17 protein-coding genes and 1 pseudogene are annotated in these 15,894 nt (G+C 65.1%); 10 read left to right on the forward strand and 8 right to left on the reverse strand.

Annotation, left to right across the window (positions count from 1 at the left end; genetic code table 11):
* Positions 1-43: 43 nt before the first annotated feature.
* The 6 genes and pseudogenes from IEX89_RS13715 to IEX89_RS24690 all read left to right on the forward strand — a co-directional run bounded on the left by IEX89_RS13715 (position 44) and on the right by IEX89_RS24690 (position 3,534).
* Positions 44-895: a hypothetical protein gene (locus IEX89_RS13715; RefSeq protein ID WP_188913795.1), complete on the forward strand. Its 852-nt coding sequence runs from the start codon at positions 44-46 to the stop codon at positions 893-895.
* A 180-nt stretch (positions 896-1,075) separates the two neighbouring features.
* The gene (locus tag IEX89_RS13720; protein WP_188913796.1) at positions 1,076-2,041 is read left to right on the forward strand and encodes a site-specific integrase; all 966 of its coding nucleotides are present in this window, start codon (positions 1,076-1,078) and stop codon (positions 2,039-2,041) included.
* 230 nt (positions 2,042-2,271) lie between these two features.
* Positions 2,272-2,862: pseudogene (locus IEX89_RS13725) on the forward strand (potassium-transporting ATPase subunit KdpA); the annotation flags it as partial.
* Positions 2,863-2,888: 26 nt separating this feature from the next.
* Positions 2,889-3,230 (forward strand): potassium-transporting ATPase subunit KdpA, encoded by a 342-nt coding sequence (locus tag IEX89_RS24780; protein WP_373290586.1) that lies wholly within the window; start codon positions 2,889-2,891, stop codon positions 3,228-3,230.
* A complete protein-coding gene (locus IEX89_RS24625) occupies positions 3,116-3,409 on the forward strand; it encodes a potassium-transporting ATPase subunit KdpA (RefSeq protein WP_373290584.1) in 294 nt (97 codons plus the stop codon). The genes IEX89_RS24780 and IEX89_RS24625 overlap by 115 nt, the downstream gene beginning before the upstream one ends.
* Positions 3,406-3,534 (forward strand): hypothetical protein, encoded by a 129-nt coding sequence (locus IEX89_RS24690; RefSeq protein WP_308423836.1) that lies wholly within the window; start codon positions 3,406-3,408, stop codon positions 3,532-3,534. Before IEX89_RS24625 ends, IEX89_RS24690 begins: the two co-directional genes overlap by 4 nt.
* Positions 3,535-3,760: 226 nt before the next feature.
* Here IEX89_RS24690 and IEX89_RS13735 read toward each other — a convergent pair whose 3' ends face one another.
* From IEX89_RS13735 to IEX89_RS13745, 3 genes are read right to left on the reverse strand one after another with little or no spacing between them, the layout of a single operon-like run.
* Positions 3,761-5,770: an AAA family ATPase gene (locus IEX89_RS13735; protein WP_188913798.1), complete on the reverse strand. Its 2,010-nt coding sequence runs from the start codon at positions 5,768-5,770 to the stop codon at positions 3,761-3,763.
* 57 nt (positions 5,771-5,827) lie between these two features.
* On the reverse strand, positions 5,828-6,871 hold the full coding sequence (locus IEX89_RS13740; protein WP_188913799.1) for a hypothetical protein: 1,044 nt from the start codon (positions 6,869-6,871) through the stop codon (positions 5,828-5,830).
* Positions 6,840-7,148 (reverse strand): hypothetical protein, encoded by a 309-nt coding sequence (locus IEX89_RS13745; protein WP_188913800.1) that lies wholly within the window; start codon positions 7,146-7,148, stop codon positions 6,840-6,842. Before IEX89_RS13745 ends, IEX89_RS13740 begins: the two co-directional genes overlap by 32 nt.
* A 438-nt stretch (positions 7,149-7,586) precedes the next feature.
* Here IEX89_RS13745 and IEX89_RS24260 point away from each other — a divergent pair, with 438 nt between their 5' ends.
* A complete protein-coding gene (locus tag IEX89_RS24260; protein ID WP_210317633.1) occupies positions 7,587-7,730 on the forward strand; it encodes a hypothetical protein in 144 nt (47 codons plus the stop codon).
* 37 nt (positions 7,731-7,767) lie between these two features.
* Here IEX89_RS24260 and IEX89_RS13755 read toward each other — a convergent pair whose 3' ends face one another.
* The 5 genes from IEX89_RS13755 to IEX89_RS13775 form a co-directional block, all read right to left on the reverse strand.
* The gene (locus IEX89_RS13755) at positions 7,768-8,121 is read right to left on the reverse strand and encodes a molybdopterin-binding domain-containing protein (protein ID WP_244645409.1); all 354 of its coding nucleotides are present in this window, start codon (positions 8,119-8,121) and stop codon (positions 7,768-7,770) included.
* 161 nt (positions 8,122-8,282) lie between these two features.
* Positions 8,283-10,241: a DUF3732 domain-containing protein gene (locus IEX89_RS13760; protein WP_188913801.1), complete on the reverse strand. Its 1,959-nt coding sequence runs from the start codon at positions 10,239-10,241 to the stop codon at positions 8,283-8,285.
* The gene (locus tag IEX89_RS13765) at positions 10,238-10,723 is read right to left on the reverse strand and encodes a three component ABC system middle component (RefSeq protein WP_188913802.1); all 486 of its coding nucleotides are present in this window, start codon (positions 10,721-10,723) and stop codon (positions 10,238-10,240) included. Before IEX89_RS13765 ends, IEX89_RS13760 begins: the two co-directional genes overlap by 4 nt.
* Complete coding sequence (locus IEX89_RS13770) at positions 10,720-11,937, reverse strand: ABC-three component system protein (protein ID WP_188913803.1); 1,218 nt, start codon at positions 11,935-11,937, stop codon at positions 10,720-10,722. The genes IEX89_RS13765 and IEX89_RS13770 overlap by 4 nt, the downstream gene beginning before the upstream one ends.
* A gap of 115 nt (positions 11,938-12,052) precedes the next feature.
* The gene (locus tag IEX89_RS13775) at positions 12,053-12,217 is read right to left on the reverse strand and encodes a YegP family protein (RefSeq protein WP_188913804.1); all 165 of its coding nucleotides are present in this window, start codon (positions 12,215-12,217) and stop codon (positions 12,053-12,055) included.
* A gap of 263 nt (positions 12,218-12,480) precedes the next feature.
* Here IEX89_RS13775 and IEX89_RS13780 point away from each other — a divergent pair, with 263 nt between their 5' ends.
* The 3 genes from IEX89_RS13780 to IEX89_RS13790 are packed head-to-tail and all read left to right on the forward strand — an operon-like array spanning position 12,481 to position 15,796.
* The gene (locus IEX89_RS13780) at positions 12,481-13,035 is read left to right on the forward strand and encodes a restriction endonuclease subunit S domain-containing protein (RefSeq protein ID WP_188913805.1); all 555 of its coding nucleotides are present in this window, start codon (positions 12,481-12,483) and stop codon (positions 13,033-13,035) included.
* Entirely contained in the window at positions 13,035-14,594 is a 1,560-nt protein-coding gene (locus IEX89_RS13785; protein WP_188913806.1) for a type I restriction-modification system subunit M, read from the forward strand. Before IEX89_RS13780 ends, IEX89_RS13785 begins: the two co-directional genes overlap by 1 nt.
* Before the next feature lie 17 nt (positions 14,595-14,611).
* Positions 14,612-15,796: a restriction endonuclease subunit S gene (locus IEX89_RS13790; protein WP_188913807.1), complete on the forward strand. Its 1,185-nt coding sequence runs from the start codon at positions 14,612-14,614 to the stop codon at positions 15,794-15,796.
* The last annotated feature ends 98 nt before the right edge of the window (positions 15,797-15,894 follow it).

Genomic DNA, 15,894 nt, shown 5'->3' on the forward strand with positions numbered 1-15,894 from the left:
GTGCATTCTGGATCAAAATTATTCCGTCTGATGGAGACGTGAGATGACGACACTGAATCAAGACTCGCTTGCAGATAAAAACAAATTATATCGTAAAAATTTGCGAAGCTTGGATCGTATGATGATTGCCGAAGGTAAGAAGAATTTGACCTTCGCTGCATCATGCCTTCTTCCGATATCTGAGCTGAGTGATCCGGCCTTATGCTTGGGTCTGATGGAGCATTGTAAAAAAATTCTGTCCAACCAGAAGCGCGTTGCTGAACTGCGGCTCGTCGGGCAGTCGATGCTCCAGGTGGTAGAAGAGACGGCTAGTGAGGACCGCGAGATCTACGTTGTACGCCTGCCCCAGGCACCAGACGCCCACGCGGTTCGCGCACTCACCGCTGCCGGGGTTCGTCGTGCGGCCGATCCGAGCGGGCGAACGTTCGTCGGCCTGGCGACAAAAGAACGTATCGTGCCGCTCGCGACTCGTCTCGGCGGTACGCTGACCCGCGTGAATGATCCGGAAACGCAGCACGTCGGTGAGGTAGCGACCGACGAGAACATGGTGCCGGATGTCGAAATCGCCGGTGCCCCCGAGAACTCTTCCGCGCAGCACGAGCAAGCGGACGAGAACAACGGTGTACTAGCCGGCTGCGACGCCGAAGGCACGGGTGGTTCGTTGGCAGCCGGCGAGCTGTCGCAGATCGCGTCAGAGCATGCCGCTCCCGTTCGCGAGCCATCCTCCACCACCAGCCTACGCCTCCCGCCGTCACCGCTGCCGCGACCGCGACCGATGGAAAGACCGCGATCAAGCGAAGTGAGCATCGGTGCTGCCAGTTCTACACTGCACGCGAGTGCGAGCCGCGACACCGGTGGCGCTGAGTGGCACGACGACGTTAATCTCCTCCGCTGACACGGCTACCGGCTTATGCCACCCGATATACAAAACGGTCGTAAAGCTACGACTTGGAAAACTTACTACCAAAAAGGGCGGCGTCACCTGAGACGAGCGCTGCACGCCTATCCGCATCTATGTCCGACGGACGCCCTGCTGGCAGAGGCTCGCTCCGAAGGCAGGCTGCGACCGCGCACGGTGAGATTGTATCGACACGAGTTCCGGACGGTAGCTGAGATCGTCGCCTGGGGGTGCCATTTTTCAACTGAACGAACGTCGCAGTACCTTTCTGAGATCGACGATGCTCTGCGTGCACGCTCTACCAGAAATCTGCAGGAACGAACATCAGCAAAGAAAGTTATTGATCCAACGAAAGAAGAAGTTGTCGCGTTATTTAATGATCTGAAGTCGTGGGCTTTGGGTCGTAACAGCATCGACGCTGCTTCTGCGGCGCTTTATACATTGATTGTGCCGCGGATCGGTTGCCGGGTGATCGAGCTGCAATCTGGTAGGATTGAAGGCGGAATTCTTGTCCTTGAGAACGCGAAGCTGAAGGACGGTTCGTGCCGCCATATCGATTTACGTTCCTTCGATCTCCTGTTTATCGAAGCACTCAAACTATTATTGCTTGAAATGCCAAACTCTCCAAAGAAATTTAAGCGATGGCATGACCGTATTGCCAAGCAAATGTCGAGAGCATGTGCTCGTATTGGTATTCGAAATCTCTGCCCCTATAGCTTCAGGCACATTGCAATCGCCACTTGGAAATCTGCTGGTTTCTCCGGCGATGAAATTGCCTCGCTTGTCGGACATCTTCAGTCACGATCAGCTGCAGTGCATTACGCCAGTGCCGATGTCGGATGGACTGACGAATATTCGATGGCCCGTGCAGCCCCTCCGCCAGTTCCACAAGACAGAGAGGAGACAGAAGTTAATCACGGCCGAGCGATACATCACAATCTGGACGAAATATTTGAAGAACCACCGATTCCACTAGAGAAAGTCGATGCTAACTCGAAGGTGTCTGGAAGCGAGCTATACTCGCGTTTCGTCGATGCTCAAAAGGTCGAAATGAAAAAATTGCTACGCACAGCCGAGAGTAAAACCGAGTGCGACCGAAAAGTTGATGGCGGAGATAACGCCAGCGTATCCCTTGACCGTTGAGCTGGCCCTGTTCTCCACGTCTGAAGCCGAGTGCTGCAGCAATGCACGTCACGGACCGGTAAACCGCAATCCGAGTGCGTGGCGCTGGTGTGCGGTCCGATCGATTGACCCCGTCCCCGGCGGGCAATGTCACCTTCGATTTCCTGCTTCGGCGGCCTCGCCGCCGGCGGTCTCGCCGCCTACGTCGTCCGCCGCGCTGTTGCGGCCCGAGCGTTTCCGAGGAGGCCGCGATGAAGTTTTCCGACTGGTGCCAGATCCTCCTCTTCATCGCCGTGGCGAGCGCCGGCGCGATCCGGCTCCGGCGCTACGCTTCCTCCGTGTTCGAGGAGCGCGTGCGCCTCCTCGCGCTGGTCGAGACCGGTTTCTACAAGCTTGCCGGCGTCGATCCGGCGCGCGAACAGGGTTGGTTCGGCTACACCTTCGCGGTGCTCGCCTTCAACGCGGCCGGCTTCGCGCTCCTCTATTCGATCCTGCGCCTCCAGGACATCTTGCCGGCGAACCCGCAGGGCTTCGGGGCGGTCGACGGCGATCTCGCCTTAAACACGGCCGTGTCGTTCACGACGAACACGAACTGGCAGGCCATTGGCGGCGAGACAACGCTCACCCACTTCACCCAGATAGCGGGGCTCAACACGCAGAACTTCGTCTTGGCCGCAACCGGCATCGCGGTGGCGATCGCGGTGACCCGCGCCTTCGCCCGTTCCTCGGCCCGCACGCTTGGCAATTTCTGGGTCGACCTCACCCGCGGCACCCTCTACCTGCCCATGCCGATAGCGATCGTGGTGGCGCTGGCGTTCATGGCGCTCGGCGTGCTGCATACGCTGGACAGCTCCTTCGTGCGCAGACGGTGGAGGGCGCCGAGCAGGTCGTCTCGGTCGGACCGGCGGCGAGCCAGTTCGCGATCAAGCAGCTCGGCACCAACGGCGGCGGCTTCTTCAACGTCAACTCGACGCATCCGCTCGAGAACCCGTCCTACTGGACCAACGCGCTCCAGCTCTGGGCGAGCGTCGCGATCCCGCTTGCGCTTGCCGTTACGTTCAGGCGCATGACCGCGCGCGCGACCGGGACGGCTACTTGCTCCTCTCCGTCATGGCCGGTGCCCTCCACGTCGTCTCCGGTCTCGCCTACTGGGCGGAGAGCGCGGGCAATCCGATCGTTCAAGCGCTCGGCGTCGCGGGCGGCAACATAGAGGGCAAGGACGTCCGCTTCGGCGAGGCTCTATCCACGCTATGGGCCGTCTTCACGACCGGCGCCTCCAGCGGCTCGGTCAATTCCATGCACGACAGCTATACGCCGCTCGGCCGTCTCGTGCTGCGCCCAAGGAAATCGAGTTCCTCGCCTTCCTCGTGCGCCACGCCGGGCGGGTGATCACACACGGCAAGATCCTCCGCGCCGTCGGGGGACCGCCGCATCTCCACGACACGCAATACCTGCGCGTCTACGTAAAGGCGCTGCGCCAGAAGCTGGAGGCCCCCCCCGCGCTCCGGCGCTGATTCTGACCGAGCCGGGAGTCGGCTTTTGCATCGCCGCCGCGGGGGCCTAGGCGGGCGACGAAGGCTCCAGATGACCCGGCCACTCGTTAGTCGACGGCTTTTTTCGACAGAGCTCCTCATAAAATCGCGGTTTGACCAAGATCTGCAGTGACGATGATCCTTCTCGTTGGGCAGCTGGTGGCCGTACTCGGAAAAGAGAAAATCGGCGCCGGGCGGAGGCTCGCCTTCAACGTCTGCATCGTCGTCTGCAGCAATCGCGGCGGCTCTCCGCCCCGACCCGGATGCGCGGCTTCAATCGCCTCACGATCTCCGCGACCTCCGCACCGCTGAGCATACGACGCGACAGCAATGCGTCGCGAACGGCGAGCACTGCATCCCGCCAAGTGCCGACGATCCGCTCCGCATCACGCATGAGCTGCTGGAGGTCCGACTCGACACGAGCAGCGAGCGCGGGATCGTGCAGGAGGAGATGAACAGCGTCACTCGGATCCGCACGGACGACGAGGGTGCCGGCGAGGCCGAGCGAGGCGTGTGCTGCCGTCAGCCCGCTCGTGGCGTCGCGGAGATCGGCGGCGGCACCGCTGCTGGCACCACTCCCGAGGACGACGTCGGCCGCGCGTCCCGCGAGAACGAAGACGATATGGCGCTCGATGTCGGGAAGGTCGATCAACCCGCCGGGCGCCACCATCGTCGAGCCCGCGCTGGCGCCCGCCTGCCTCGTCGTCACTTGTATCAGATCTCGGCCGAGCACGATCGCGGCGACCGCGTGGCCGGCTTCGTGAAGCGCTATCGCGCGAACGAGTAACGGATCGCGCGTTTCCGGTGGCAGGATCTGAGCGACCAGATCGTCGATCGTCAGGTCTCGGTCGCGAGCGTCGGCGCGCGCGGCTCGCACGTAGCCGGCGAGCTGCGCGCCGGTGGCGCCATGAGCGAGGCGCGCGAGCGGTGACAGGTCGGCATCCAGCAAATCGCGGCCGAGGTGCTGCCGGAGGATCGCCTCACGCGCCGCCAAGTCGGGCAGGCCGATGAAGAAGCTGCGATCGAATCGGCCCGGCCTCAGCAGCGCCGGGTCGATGTGTTCGACATGATTCGTCGCGGCGATCAAGACAACGCCCTCCTTGCGGAGCGCCTCGACCCGGAGCAGGACATGCGTGATTACCGGCGTCCACCAATCCCGCCCTCGCGCGTCGAGATTGGCGCGCGACGGCAGGGCGTCGAGTTCGTCGATGAAGCCGATCGCGGTGCCCGACTGCGCGGCGTCGCGCCGCGTGCGGAGGTCGGAGACGAAAAGATCGCAGGCCTTGATGACGCCGTCCAGGTGCCCGCTGCTCGACGAAAACCACTCCGAAATCGACGTCTCCAGGAAGGGAACGCCGGCCGCGGCGGCCACGGCGCGGGCGATCGTGGTCTTGCCCGTACCCGGCGGGCCGTGGATCACGGCCGACTCGAGGGTGCACGGGGAGATCTCACCGGCGGCGACCCGCCGGACGGTGTCCACGGTCTGCATCGCCCACGCGTGCGCCGCACCGTATCCCACCAGTGTCGCGAGGTCGGGCGCATCGATCGTGGCCGGCGGCTGCAGACGCGTCGCGCTGGCGCGCCGGAGACGCTCCACGCACCGGCGCGGGGATGCGCCGACGCGAAGCGCAGCGACGAAATCGGGCAGGTCGAGCCCTGCAATGTCGCTCGCCGTAAGACCGATCGGGCGTCGGCTCCCACACCAAGCGCGGACCGCCCGAGCGATGATGCCGGGTCCGGGTCGCGGCAGCGTCACCAGATGGTCGGCCGCCGCAAGCACGAAGTCGGGCAGCCACGTCGGATCGGGCGTGACCGCGATCGTCGGGCCGACGCGCCAGATCGATGTGGTCTCTGCGAGGCTCGGTCGAGGCTTGGCGTTGACGACGATCTTGTGGGCGCCTTCGGGCGCCTGCATGGCGAGCGTTTTGGCGACGACACCGGTCCAGCTCGCCGTCGGCACGACGATCACGAGCACGTCCGTTCGGCCGCTCTCTAGGGCGTTCCGCGCCTTCGCGGGGATTGCCTCGGCGAGGAGGAGGCCGGCGATCAGCACCGCCGGCGATGCCGAGCGCAAATCCTTGCGCTCGGCCTGCGACGCAGAAGAGGGGTCGTCGGACCCGTTGCTCTCCTGGTCGTATCGCGGCACGTCGAGATCATCGATGTCCGGGAGGTCCGGAGTGGAGGTCGAATTCAGGTGTGACAAGGGGGACGCCGGCATGTGAATGCCTCATGCAATATCGAGGAACGGTTCGTTCGGAAGTGGCTGCGCGGCGCATTACGTCGGTCGCCACGCGTCGGCGCTGGCACCGTTGGTGCCCGTCACGACCCGCGCTGCGTTCGTGAGCGAGGGCAGGCGCACGGCCCTCGTCAGGCGGAGGACGTGCGGGTCGGACGTCGGGACGAGGATCCGCTCGCGGAGCAGTTTGGAGCGCTTGCGCGCGATACACGGCTGGACGCTCGCGGTTTCGACGGCGCAGACGAGAGCCCCGGCCTCGACGATCACGCCGACATCGCCGACGGCGGCGGCCGACGCTCGTGCCCCGCGCCATTCGAGCCGGTAGTGCAGCGCATCCGGCCAGGTCACGGCCGTCGCGACGTCGAGCGCGTATCCGGCACCGATCGGGCGCAGCGGGGATCCGTCGGCCGGCGGGCCGGACGAGCGGCGCGAAATCGGCTGGAGAACGTCGCCACGACGCTCGAACAGCGGGCCGATCGCGGCCGTGAGCATCGGACGAACATCCATCTCCCATCGCGCCAAGACGGCGGGATCGGTGGTGGCCAGCGTCGACGCGACCGGTATCGCGCCGACGACGTCACAGCGCCCGGCATCGCGCGCCAGACGGTCGAGCATCGCCTGGAGGGCAAGCGTGGCATCGCGTCCGCGGTAGACGCCACCCAGATGGGCCACGATGACGACGAGGTCGGCGGCGAGGGGCGGAGCGGCGCGATGGTCCGCCCAGCGAGCCGGCATGTCGAGCGACTCGCCGACGCGTACGGCGTGGGGCCAGTCTACGAGCATGTATGCGGTGGCGCCCTCGAAGAGGGACTGGTCGAGGAGGATGTCGACCTGCCCGACCGGTGCGACACCGACGACGAGGGGGCTCGCCGGCGAGAGGACGATTCGGGCCCCGGCCGGATCGGCGGTCAGGTGGCGGACATAGGAGGACGGCTGGCCGGAGGCATGCGCCTCGGCCGAGATCTGGGTGTTCATGGTTCGATCTCGCGAATGAAGGATGACCGCGCCGGCCGTGCCGGCGCTTTGCTGGCTCGCAGAGGTGCCGAAGTGGCTACCGCGCCGGGCGCCAGATCTGCAGGTCACCGTCGAAGGGCGCCTCGGCATCAGCCGCGAGGAGGCCTGCGGTCACCAGCGACCAAATCGCGCTGATCGGGCGTGGATGCCCGGGGATCGCGCAGGCCAAGTCAGCGAGCGAGATCTCGCCCGCGTCGGCAACAGCCGAAAGCAATGCAGCCTGATCGTCGAGATCGAGGAGGGGGTGGGTGTAAGGCGCGGCGAAAGTGAGCGCGGCGCGTTCGGCCTCAATGGAGATCGGACCCTTGCAGACGCACGTAGGCCCGCCGTAGATGGGGGTAACCATTGTGAACTCCTGGTGCTACAGGATTCGAATGGCCAGGCCGCTGGCGTGGCGCCAACCACGCTGGCGGCCGCTCTCAGGAGCGGTCACCGGATCTGGCGTCGTGGGCATAAGGCTCGCGACGGATCTCAGATTGTGCATGCCGGCCAGAAAAACAAGTCGGCTGGTGCGCTAACCGCTCCTCTTCCTGCCATTATGGTTAAGGCGTAAACTGTGCACCCGGCGCTCCTTACCTCCAGGCTGCCGCTGCGTGGTCCTGGCAAGCGACAGCCGGAAATGCCCCCTTGTCACAAGGAGCTCCCCCCCCCCCCGGCTGGTTGATGTGGTGACGTGGGTTGCGACGGCCTGGCGCCGATCGCCATCGCGACGTTGGTAGGCGTGCCCGCCTACCTGAACGGCTAAACGGCGCTCCCGCTCGAGTCGGGGCTCGTCGAGCAGGGCATGGCGCCCGGCGCGGGGCTGGCCTTCCTCGTCGCGGGTGGAGTCTCCTCCATCCCCGCGGCGATCGCCGTCTTCGCGCTCTATCTCGGCTACGCCCTCGTCGGCTCGTCTACGGTCGGCCTACCGTTCCAGGCCTGGGCTTGATCGGGACGTGTGCGCCGTGCTCGCGCGGCGCACGCTACTACAGGCCCAGCCCCCGCCCTGTGGCGAACGGGTGGAAGACGACCCGGTCCCCGGCGCGGACCGGTGCGTAATTCGGGGCGATCTCCGCCAAGCCGTCAGCCTCCGCGAGCGGGCGCAGGCGTGCCGAGCCGCCGCGGCCGACGATGGCCGCCGCGAGCCCGTCCGCGGTCTCGACGAGGCAGGCGGTCGCGAACTCGGGGCGTCCGGGCCGGCGCGCGAATGGCTCGACGAGGCGCAGCGGGTAGCCTATTCGCGGGCGCGCCCGGCGGCCCTCGAGCGCGGCGAGCGCGGCCTCGCCGAGCAGAAGGAACGAGACGAGCGCGGAGACCGGGTTGCCGGGCAGGCCGAGCACCAGCGAGCCGCCGATGCGCCCCAGGACAGCCGGCTTGCCCGGCTTCAGCGATCTTCAGAGTCTCAGAGGCATCGCCCGCGCCCCGGATCGCCGCAGTCCCGCAGCGTGTCGATCCACAGTCTAAGGCGCATCGGACTTTGATGCGCCTGCGCAGCGTCCCCTCATTCGTCGTCCCGCGTCGGCCAATCGAGCGGGATCAGCGCCCGCCCCGAGGCGCGCGTCCACCTCTCCCGGGTCGCGCCGACGTAGCGGGCATCGTCCGCGAAGTAGGCGTGCTCGATGAGGAGGACCTGCAACCCCTTTCGGCGGGCCGTCTCGGCGAACAGGAAGTCGATGTGCTGACGCATCGCCTGCACGTCCTCGTCCTCCTCGCGGCCTGAGATCTCCGCTTCGTCCTCATCCTCTCCGCTCTGCGGAAAATAAGGCCGGCTGATCTGGTCGAGGACAAGCACGCCCGGCACCGGCGCATTCACAACCTCGAAGTAGCGCTGAAGGGCGAAGGACAGCGCGATATGAATGGCGAGATAGTTCTGGTCCGAGCCGACGTCGGGCAGGCGAAGCACGGCTCCGCTCCCCGCCTCGATTACGGTGACCTCGGGCTGGCGCGACGAGAAGTCGAGCTCCGAGCCGACGCAGGGCGCCACCGTCGGCAGGGCCGCAAACGCTTCCGAAGCGAACTGCGATATCTTCGCTTCCGCCCGCTTCAGCTTGATGTCTTTGGCTTCTCGATCGACCCGGGCCTCAAGCTCGTCGATCTCGGCGCGGAGCACGCCGAGGTCGCGCGTCACCTGGCGTGGCTCGTCGACACTCGCCTCCAGGAAGAACGAGATCCGGCCAAGGAGGTGAGCCCGAAGCTGCCCGAGGTCGGCCAAGCGGCGGGTCTCCTCGCTCTGCCGCAGCCAGGACTGGATCTGATCATCGACCCGGCGCAGCTCGGCGTTCAAGCGTGCGACTTCGTCCTCGAGTGCCCGGTCATACTCGACGAGGCGGGGCCTGACGCGTTCCACCGCGACGCTCTCGGCACGAACCTTGGTCAGCGTAGCTTGGAGCGCCGCCGCGGTCTCCCGACCCCGCTCGGAGGGCGCATCGCACACGGGGCAGACCCCGGCGACCTCGTCCAGATGCAGGTGTTCCGCCAGCTTTAGCTTGTCGCGCTGTCGCGCCACCGCACCCTGAAACCCTGTCGCTTCCCGCAGCGCCGTACGCGCGGCCTGCGAGCGCCGGCGTAGTGCGCCGAGCTCGGCCAGAATGTCCCGGCGACGACGGTTCAGCGCGCCGAGCTCACCCTCGCTCGGGTAGACACTGGCCTCGAGCTGCGTCTGGGAAACCGTGGTCAGCTCTGCCAGGAGGGCGGCTTCGGACGCCTCGGCCGGGGGCGCGGCGGCAACTCCGATCCGGTGCGCTTCCTCGAGCAGGCTGGTGGCACGCTGCTTGAGCGCCGTCTCAGCCGCAGCGCGGGATCGGGCCCGCGCTTCTTCCTTCTCCAGCGCGCGCTGGAGCTGGCGGAGCCGCCGCTCGTCCATCGCGCTTGCCTCATCGGTGACGCGCAGGAAGTAGGGCATGGCCGCGATGATGTCGCGCGCCTTGTCGGCCTTCTCCAGGCCGTGGAGAAGGGTCGACTCGCTGTAGATCACCTCCTTCGTCACGAACATGTACGGGGTGACGTGCCGGACCGTTGCCCGTCCCCGGGCTCCAGCCGCATCAGCCTCGCCGATCAGATCACCGATCCCGAACGCCCGCTCGATGAAGGCCTTGGCCGCTTCCAGCGTTGTCGCACCGTCGAAGTCGTCCACGGCCTTAGGCAGCGGGAGCTCCCGTCCGCTCGTCGTGAACATGCGCGTGCTGGTGGCCTGGCCCACTGGCGGGATGAGACGGCCCACGATCATCTGCGCGTCTCCGGACACCCACCGGACGCCAACCGCGAGGCTACGGCGCCGCACATGGGCGGGCAGCTCGCACCTGCTCGAACCGAGGCAATAATCGACGGCCTTGATGAGCGTCGATTTGCCGGTCCCGGACGCGCCGGTGATGATGTTCAGCGTGTCAGCCTCGAAGCTGACGTCGCGTCGCTGACCGGAGACGCCAAGAAAGAAGATGGTGCCGATGTTCCACCGCGTCATACCGTCAGTCCCATCATGTCGAAGATCGTCCGGGTCGTGCCGGCGGTGGAGAACCAATGTCCGAGGCGGCCCGAGCGCTTGATCGATTGCGCTGGCTCCTCTCCGAGCGCGCTGACGGCGCTGGCCTTCAGCTTCTTTCCACCGAGCTGAAGCCGCGCTCCCTCAGCCATCACGAGAACCTCCGCGAAGCAGGCAAAGCGGATCGCGTCAGACACGATGTCGAGCGACGCGTTCACCCGATCGGCAAGCCCGACCTGGACCTGAGGGCTGCGCTCCAGCCATTCGAGCAGACCGGTGTTCTTGTTTGTGCCATCGAAGGCGCCCGCCAGCTCTCCAGACAGCGCTACCGGCAGCGCCAGATACGCCAGCGGCGTTTCCGGCCCCTCGGGCTTCGCTGAAAGATACGCCTTCGTGAACTCGATCAGTGCTGCCGCGCAGAAGGCCGGATTCGTCTCGGCATAGACATCGTAGGCGACCCTCATTCCCCGCCCCCCAGCAACGTTTCATAGTCGGGGTGCCAGCCGACCTTCAGGTTGATCGCCAGCACTTGGTAGCTACCGCGCACGTAATAGGGCGCGCCCCACCCCTCGGCGATCGGGCGTACAACCGTCGGCGCCTCGTAGTGCGTCCACCGCAGCAACTTCAACCCGGACTCACACTTGCCGTCCTCTTCAAGAGAGGCGCAAGCGTCGACCAGCTCTGCGTGACGGTCCGACCAGTGCTCGCGAAGGACGGCGTCGTAGGCCGTGATCTTCGTCGCCATGGCCGGATTATCGGCGAGCCAGCGGGCGCGCTGCTCGCGGGCCTTCCACTCCTCTCGGATCGCCCGCTCGAGATCGTAGGGCTTGCCCTTCACCAGTCCGATCTGGCGGGCGAGCATGCCGTCGGGCTGATAATCCTCCGGGTGGCTGACGGTCTCGAACTCGGCCACGAGCTTGCCCTGCTCCAGGTCCGCGACCACGGCCATTATCTGACTCTGCAGCTCGGCGCGCGTGATCACTCGATCGCGCTCGCCACACAGCGAATAGACGATCTGGCGGTCCCACCACTCGATGAGTCGCTTCGCTACGGCGGGGCGATGCTCGGGCAGCACGAACTGAAAGTGCCCGGCGATCTTCTGCTCGATCTCGGCGACCGTCGGGCTGTCGGGGCGGATGACCGTACGCCGCAGCAAGTTTAGGCGCTCGGGCTCGCTGAGCGCCAGGAAGGCTCGGCACCCGTCGACTCGGTCGGGAAAGGGAAGCGTCTTCTTGGCTTTCGCGGCCGCCTCTCGCGCTTCGATGACCCGTTCGGCTTCGGTCGTCATCGCCGCCATGAGGTCGGCGCGATCGGCATCAGGGTCGGTCAGCGCTCGGAGCGGGCTGTCAGATGGAATAGGCCCGACCGCGATCAGGTGCAGCGTGGTCTCCGCCAGGGTCAGCCGAGGCAGAGCGTCGATCCAGACCTTGACCGTTCGCCAGAGCGACCGCGACTTGATCGTGATCGGCGGCGGGCTGGCGCTGATCGAGTGCTTCAACTGGTAGAGCAGCGTTTGCCCGTCAGCCTTCAACTCGACATCGTCGAGCTGCTCGATGCCGATAGCGGCGTCGTCAGTGACCAAAGATACAAGCGTCAGGAGAGCGAAGTAGGCCTGAAACCAAAAGCCGAGCGCGGAGCCCTCGGCGGCGTGCGTTCCACTCGTCTGATCCTGGTCCATACGGTCGCGATCCAAAGATTAGGTTTAGACGTCGGTTCGTTGCCCTAAAACTCCGTGTGGGCGGGAACTCGGCCGAGAAAAGGGGGCGCGGACATTGCCCACGCCCCATTCCTCGTCAGCCCCGGCGAACGGGAGCCGCCGACGACGCCTTGTTGATCTCGATCGAACGATCACAGTCGCTCTCGGCTACATACGCCTCGCTTGAGACGGAGATGATGCGGCCGTTCGAGGCCACCAGGCGCCAGCGCCAGCCGTCGGTGCGGTACTTCTCGTAGTACATGTCAGTCCTCATGGTTCACGCGGCTTGACCAGGCACGAAGCGCGACGCACATAGGGGGAGTCCAACCACCCATGCGTCTGCGGCCCCCAAAGCCGCGGCTGGGGACCAAAGGGCCCGGCGCGCCAACGCCGGGCCCGTTTTCGTTTCACCACCATGAACCCTCTCCCGCACCGTTGCAAGTTCGTTTCGGCGTATGAGGTCGCCTCTAACTGCATTTCCCTTGATCTTGGACGGCGATTGAGTATGATGGCGAAATGGTCGCTTTGTCCGAAGTCGCCTCTGTCAGCAGCGGTGTCGCCCCTGAAAACGTACGCGAGGATCCTGTGCGCTTCGTTCAGATCCGCGATCTGACGGCGCAGATCCGGCAGCTCACGATTGGAGATCGCCCGCTCGTCGCGCGCGCGCTGCCTATTCGAGCGGGCGATATCCTTATCGCCGCGCGCGGGGACCGGACCTTGGCGGCCGAGGCCGACGAAACCCTGTTCGGCGCCTACGCGACCCTCGACTTGTACCTGATCCGCCCGGATCCTGCGCGGCTCGACTCATCGTTCCTCCTGGCGGTCCTGCTGTTACCCAAAACAGGCGCGAAGCTGCGCGCGTCGACGGCAGGAGCGTCCCTGCCCCGTATCGCGCGCGACGAGTTGGCCAGACTCGAGCTGCCCGACATCCCGCTAGCGCGGCAACGCTCGATCGGCGAGTTGGCGCGCGCCCACCGATCGTATCGCGAACTTCTGCTGCGGCTCGCCGACCGCCACGCCGCCGCGGCCGACCTTCAGATCAACGAAGCGCTCCGCGCATCAAACGAAAGATCAAGCTGATGCCCACCCTCGACGAAGTTAAGAGCGCCGTCTGGTCGGCTTGCGATACATTCCGCGGCACCATCGATGCGACCCAGTATAAGGACTACATTCTGGCGCTGCTCTTCTTGAAGTACATCAGCGATCTTTGGAAAAAGCACTACGACGAGTTCGCAGAAGAGTACCGCGACGATCCGGCGGCCGTCAGGGAGCTCAGAATTAGGCGCAAGCTTGAACGCGAGCGCTTCGCATTGAAGGAGGTCGAGGTCCGAAACAGGGACGGCAAAGTCACCGATCGCTTTCTCAGTTCGTTTGACAGCTTGTTCGAGCGCCGCGCCAACGACAACATCGGCGAGCTGATCAACATCGCGCTTGATGGCATCGAGCAGGCCAACGACCCGAAGCTTAAGGGGGTCTTTCGTAACATCGACTTCAATTCCGAGGCCAATCTCGGCCAGACGAAAGACCGGAACCGCCGGCTCGAGACCCTACTGAAAGACTTTGGCAAGCCTGCTCTAGACCTTCGCGATGTCAAGGAAGACGTGATCGGCGAAGCTTACATCTATTTAATTGAACGCTTCCATTCGGACGCGGGAAAAAAAGCCGGGGAGTTTTTCACACCACGTCGCGTGTCCGAACTCGTGGCCAAACTCGCAGCCCCGAAAGACGGCGCTCGGATTTGCGACCCAGCCTGCGGGTCGGGCGCCTTGCTGCTGCGCGCAGGCGAGGAAGTCGGGAGCAAGAACTTCCGCCTGTACGGCCAGGAGTCGAACGGCCAGACCCGCGCGCTCGCCCGCATGAACATGTTCCTGCATGGGCAGGACAGCGCTCGCATCGAGTGGGGCGACACCCTCAACAACCCCCTTCTTCTCGAAGGCGACCACCTAATGCGCTTCGACGTGGTCGTCGCAAATCCGCCGTTCAGCTTGGACAAGTGGGTGGGCGACGGGGTGAAATCTGACACCCATCGGCGGTTCACGCGTGGCTTGCCGCCGCAGACGAAGGCCGACTACGCGTTCATCTTGCACATGATCGCAGCCGCTCGGCCGGCGGAGGGGCGTGTGGCGGTCGTCGCTCCCCACGGCGTGCTGTTCCGCGGCGGAGCTGAAGGTCGCATCCGTGAGAGCCTAGTCCGGGACAATCTTCTGGACGCCGTGGTCGGACTGCCAGCCCAGCTGTTCCCCACCACCGGCATCCCCGTATGTATCATGGTTTTCGACCGCGCGCGGGAGGCCGGCGGCCTCCGCGAGCATGAGAAGGACGTGTTGTTCATCGACGCGAGCCGAGGCTTCACGCCCGGCAAGAAGCAGAACCAGCTCGACGACGACCACATCGCAGCGATTCTGGATACCTACCGTACCCGAGCAGAGGTCCCGAAATACTCGCACAAGGCCGCGTTTTCGGAGCTCGAAACGAACGGCTTCAACCTCAACATCCCGCGCTACGTAAACACCTTCGAGCCCAAGGCAAAGATCGATCTCGCTTCCGTTCAGAAAGAAATACAAGCCATCGAGCAAGACCTTGCCGCCACGCGCAAGGTGATCGATAGCTGCCTCGCTGAACTCGGGGTGCGGGCATGACGCGCGCAAGAGCGGCCTTGCCCGGCAAGCTGGGCGAATACTTCGACAATCGGCAGGAGCCCGGTCGCGCCGGCCTGCCGGTGATGTCGGTGACGCAGCACGATGGCCTCGTTCTTCGGGAGACCATCGATCGGCGCACGGAGTCGACCCTTGCCCCCGAGCAGCATCTTCTCGTCCGGCCGGGCGATATCGCCTACAATATGATGCGCATGTGGCAAGGCGCGTGTGGCCTGGCCGACCGCGACGCTATGGTCAGCCCCGCTTATGTCGTCTTGCGGCCGAAGCCGAACGTCGACCCGACATTCGCCTACCAGCTGTTCAAGTCCGAGCGCGTGCTTCACCTGCTTTGGGCCTATTCGCACGGCCTGACCGAAGACCGTCTACGCCTCTACTTCGACGATTTCAGCTCGATTCCCCTGACTCTGCCCGAGCTCCCGCTACAGAGGAGCATCGGGCGCGTCCTGCAGCACTGGGATACCGCAATCGCCCAGGCGCAACGTCTTGGTGAGCTGCGGGAGCGACGGCTCTACGGGCTGCTCGCTCATCTCATCGGCATGCACCAGTCCGGTCCCCTCGAACCAGGGTGGAGCCGCGAAGAGCTCGGCTCGCTCAGTCAATTCAAGTCGGGCGGTACCCCTGACCGAAGCCGCGCCGCCTTCTGGGGGGGAGACGTGCCGTGGGTCTCCGCGAAGGATCTGAAGAGCTTTGATCTCGCCACCTCGGTGGAGCAGCTGACCTCGGAAGGCGCTGCGAAGATCACGCGCGTGAAAGCTGGGGCGGTTCTGATCCTGGTCCCCGGCATGGGACTGTTCAAGGATCTGCCCATCGGCGTCGCCGCGCGCGAACTAACTTTCAACCAGGACGTCAAGGCGCTGCTGCCTAGGCGAGGCCTGGACCCGCGGTTTCTCGCTTATGCTCTCAAAGCAAGCCGCAAGACCCTGATGGACCGCGTCGACAGCGCCGGCCACGGCACCGGCCGGCTCGCGACGGACGTTCTCGAGGGATTGCCCATAACTTTTCCTGCGCCGCCCGAGCAGCAGACCATCGTGCGCGTCCTCGACGCTGCGACGCAGGAGCTGCGCCAAGTGTCCCGCCTCGTCGAGGCGCTTGCCAAGGAGAAACGCGCAGCACTGCAGCGCCTCCTTCCCGTGGACGGCTTCGACCATAGTGCCGACTGCTCCCGCGTGGGGGCGCTCGCATGAGACACCCCGTGTCCACCTCTGTTTTCCTATGCAGCGCATTTTTGCGCGGCGAGATGGCGTGCGGGGTCGTAGTCGGCTCGATCTCGCCAGGCATGCCA

It is taken from the genome of Salinarimonas ramus (assembly GCF_014645695.1).
In the GTDB taxonomy this organism is placed as follows: domain Bacteria; phylum Pseudomonadota; class Alphaproteobacteria; order Rhizobiales; family Beijerinckiaceae; genus Salinarimonas; species Salinarimonas ramus.

Excerpts from the sequence above, each read along its gene's own strand:
- IEX89_RS13715 (WP_188913795.1), top strand. The coding sequence starts at position 44 with ATGACGACACTGAATCAAGACTCGCTTGCAGATAAAAACAAATTATAT.
- IEX89_RS13735 (WP_188913798.1), bottom strand. The coding sequence starts at position 5,770 with ATGCCGGCGTCCCCCTTGTCACACCTGAATTCGACCTCCACTCCGGAC.
- IEX89_RS13745 (WP_188913800.1), bottom strand. The coding sequence starts at position 7,148 with ATGGTTACCCCCATCTACGGCGGGCCTACGTGCGTCTGCAAGGGTCCG.
- IEX89_RS24260 (WP_210317633.1), top strand. The coding sequence starts at position 7,587 with ATGGCGCCCGGCGCGGGGCTGGCCTTCCTCGTCGCGGGTGGAGTCTCC.
- IEX89_RS13760 (WP_188913801.1), bottom strand. The coding sequence starts at position 10,241 with ATGACGCGGTGGAACATCGGCACCATCTTCTTTCTTGGCGTCTCCGGT.
- IEX89_RS13765 (WP_188913802.1), bottom strand. The coding sequence starts at position 10,723 with ATGAGGGTCGCCTACGATGTCTATGCCGAGACGAATCCGGCCTTCTGC.
- IEX89_RS13770 (WP_188913803.1), bottom strand. The coding sequence starts at position 11,937 with ATGGACCAGGATCAGACGAGTGGAACGCACGCCGCCGAGGGCTCCGCG.
- IEX89_RS13775 (WP_188913804.1), bottom strand. The coding sequence starts at position 12,217 with ATGTACTACGAGAAGTACCGCACCGACGGCTGGCGCTGGCGCCTGGTG.
- IEX89_RS13785 (WP_188913806.1), top strand. The coding sequence starts at position 13,035 with ATGCCCACCCTCGACGAAGTTAAGAGCGCCGTCTGGTCGGCTTGCGAT.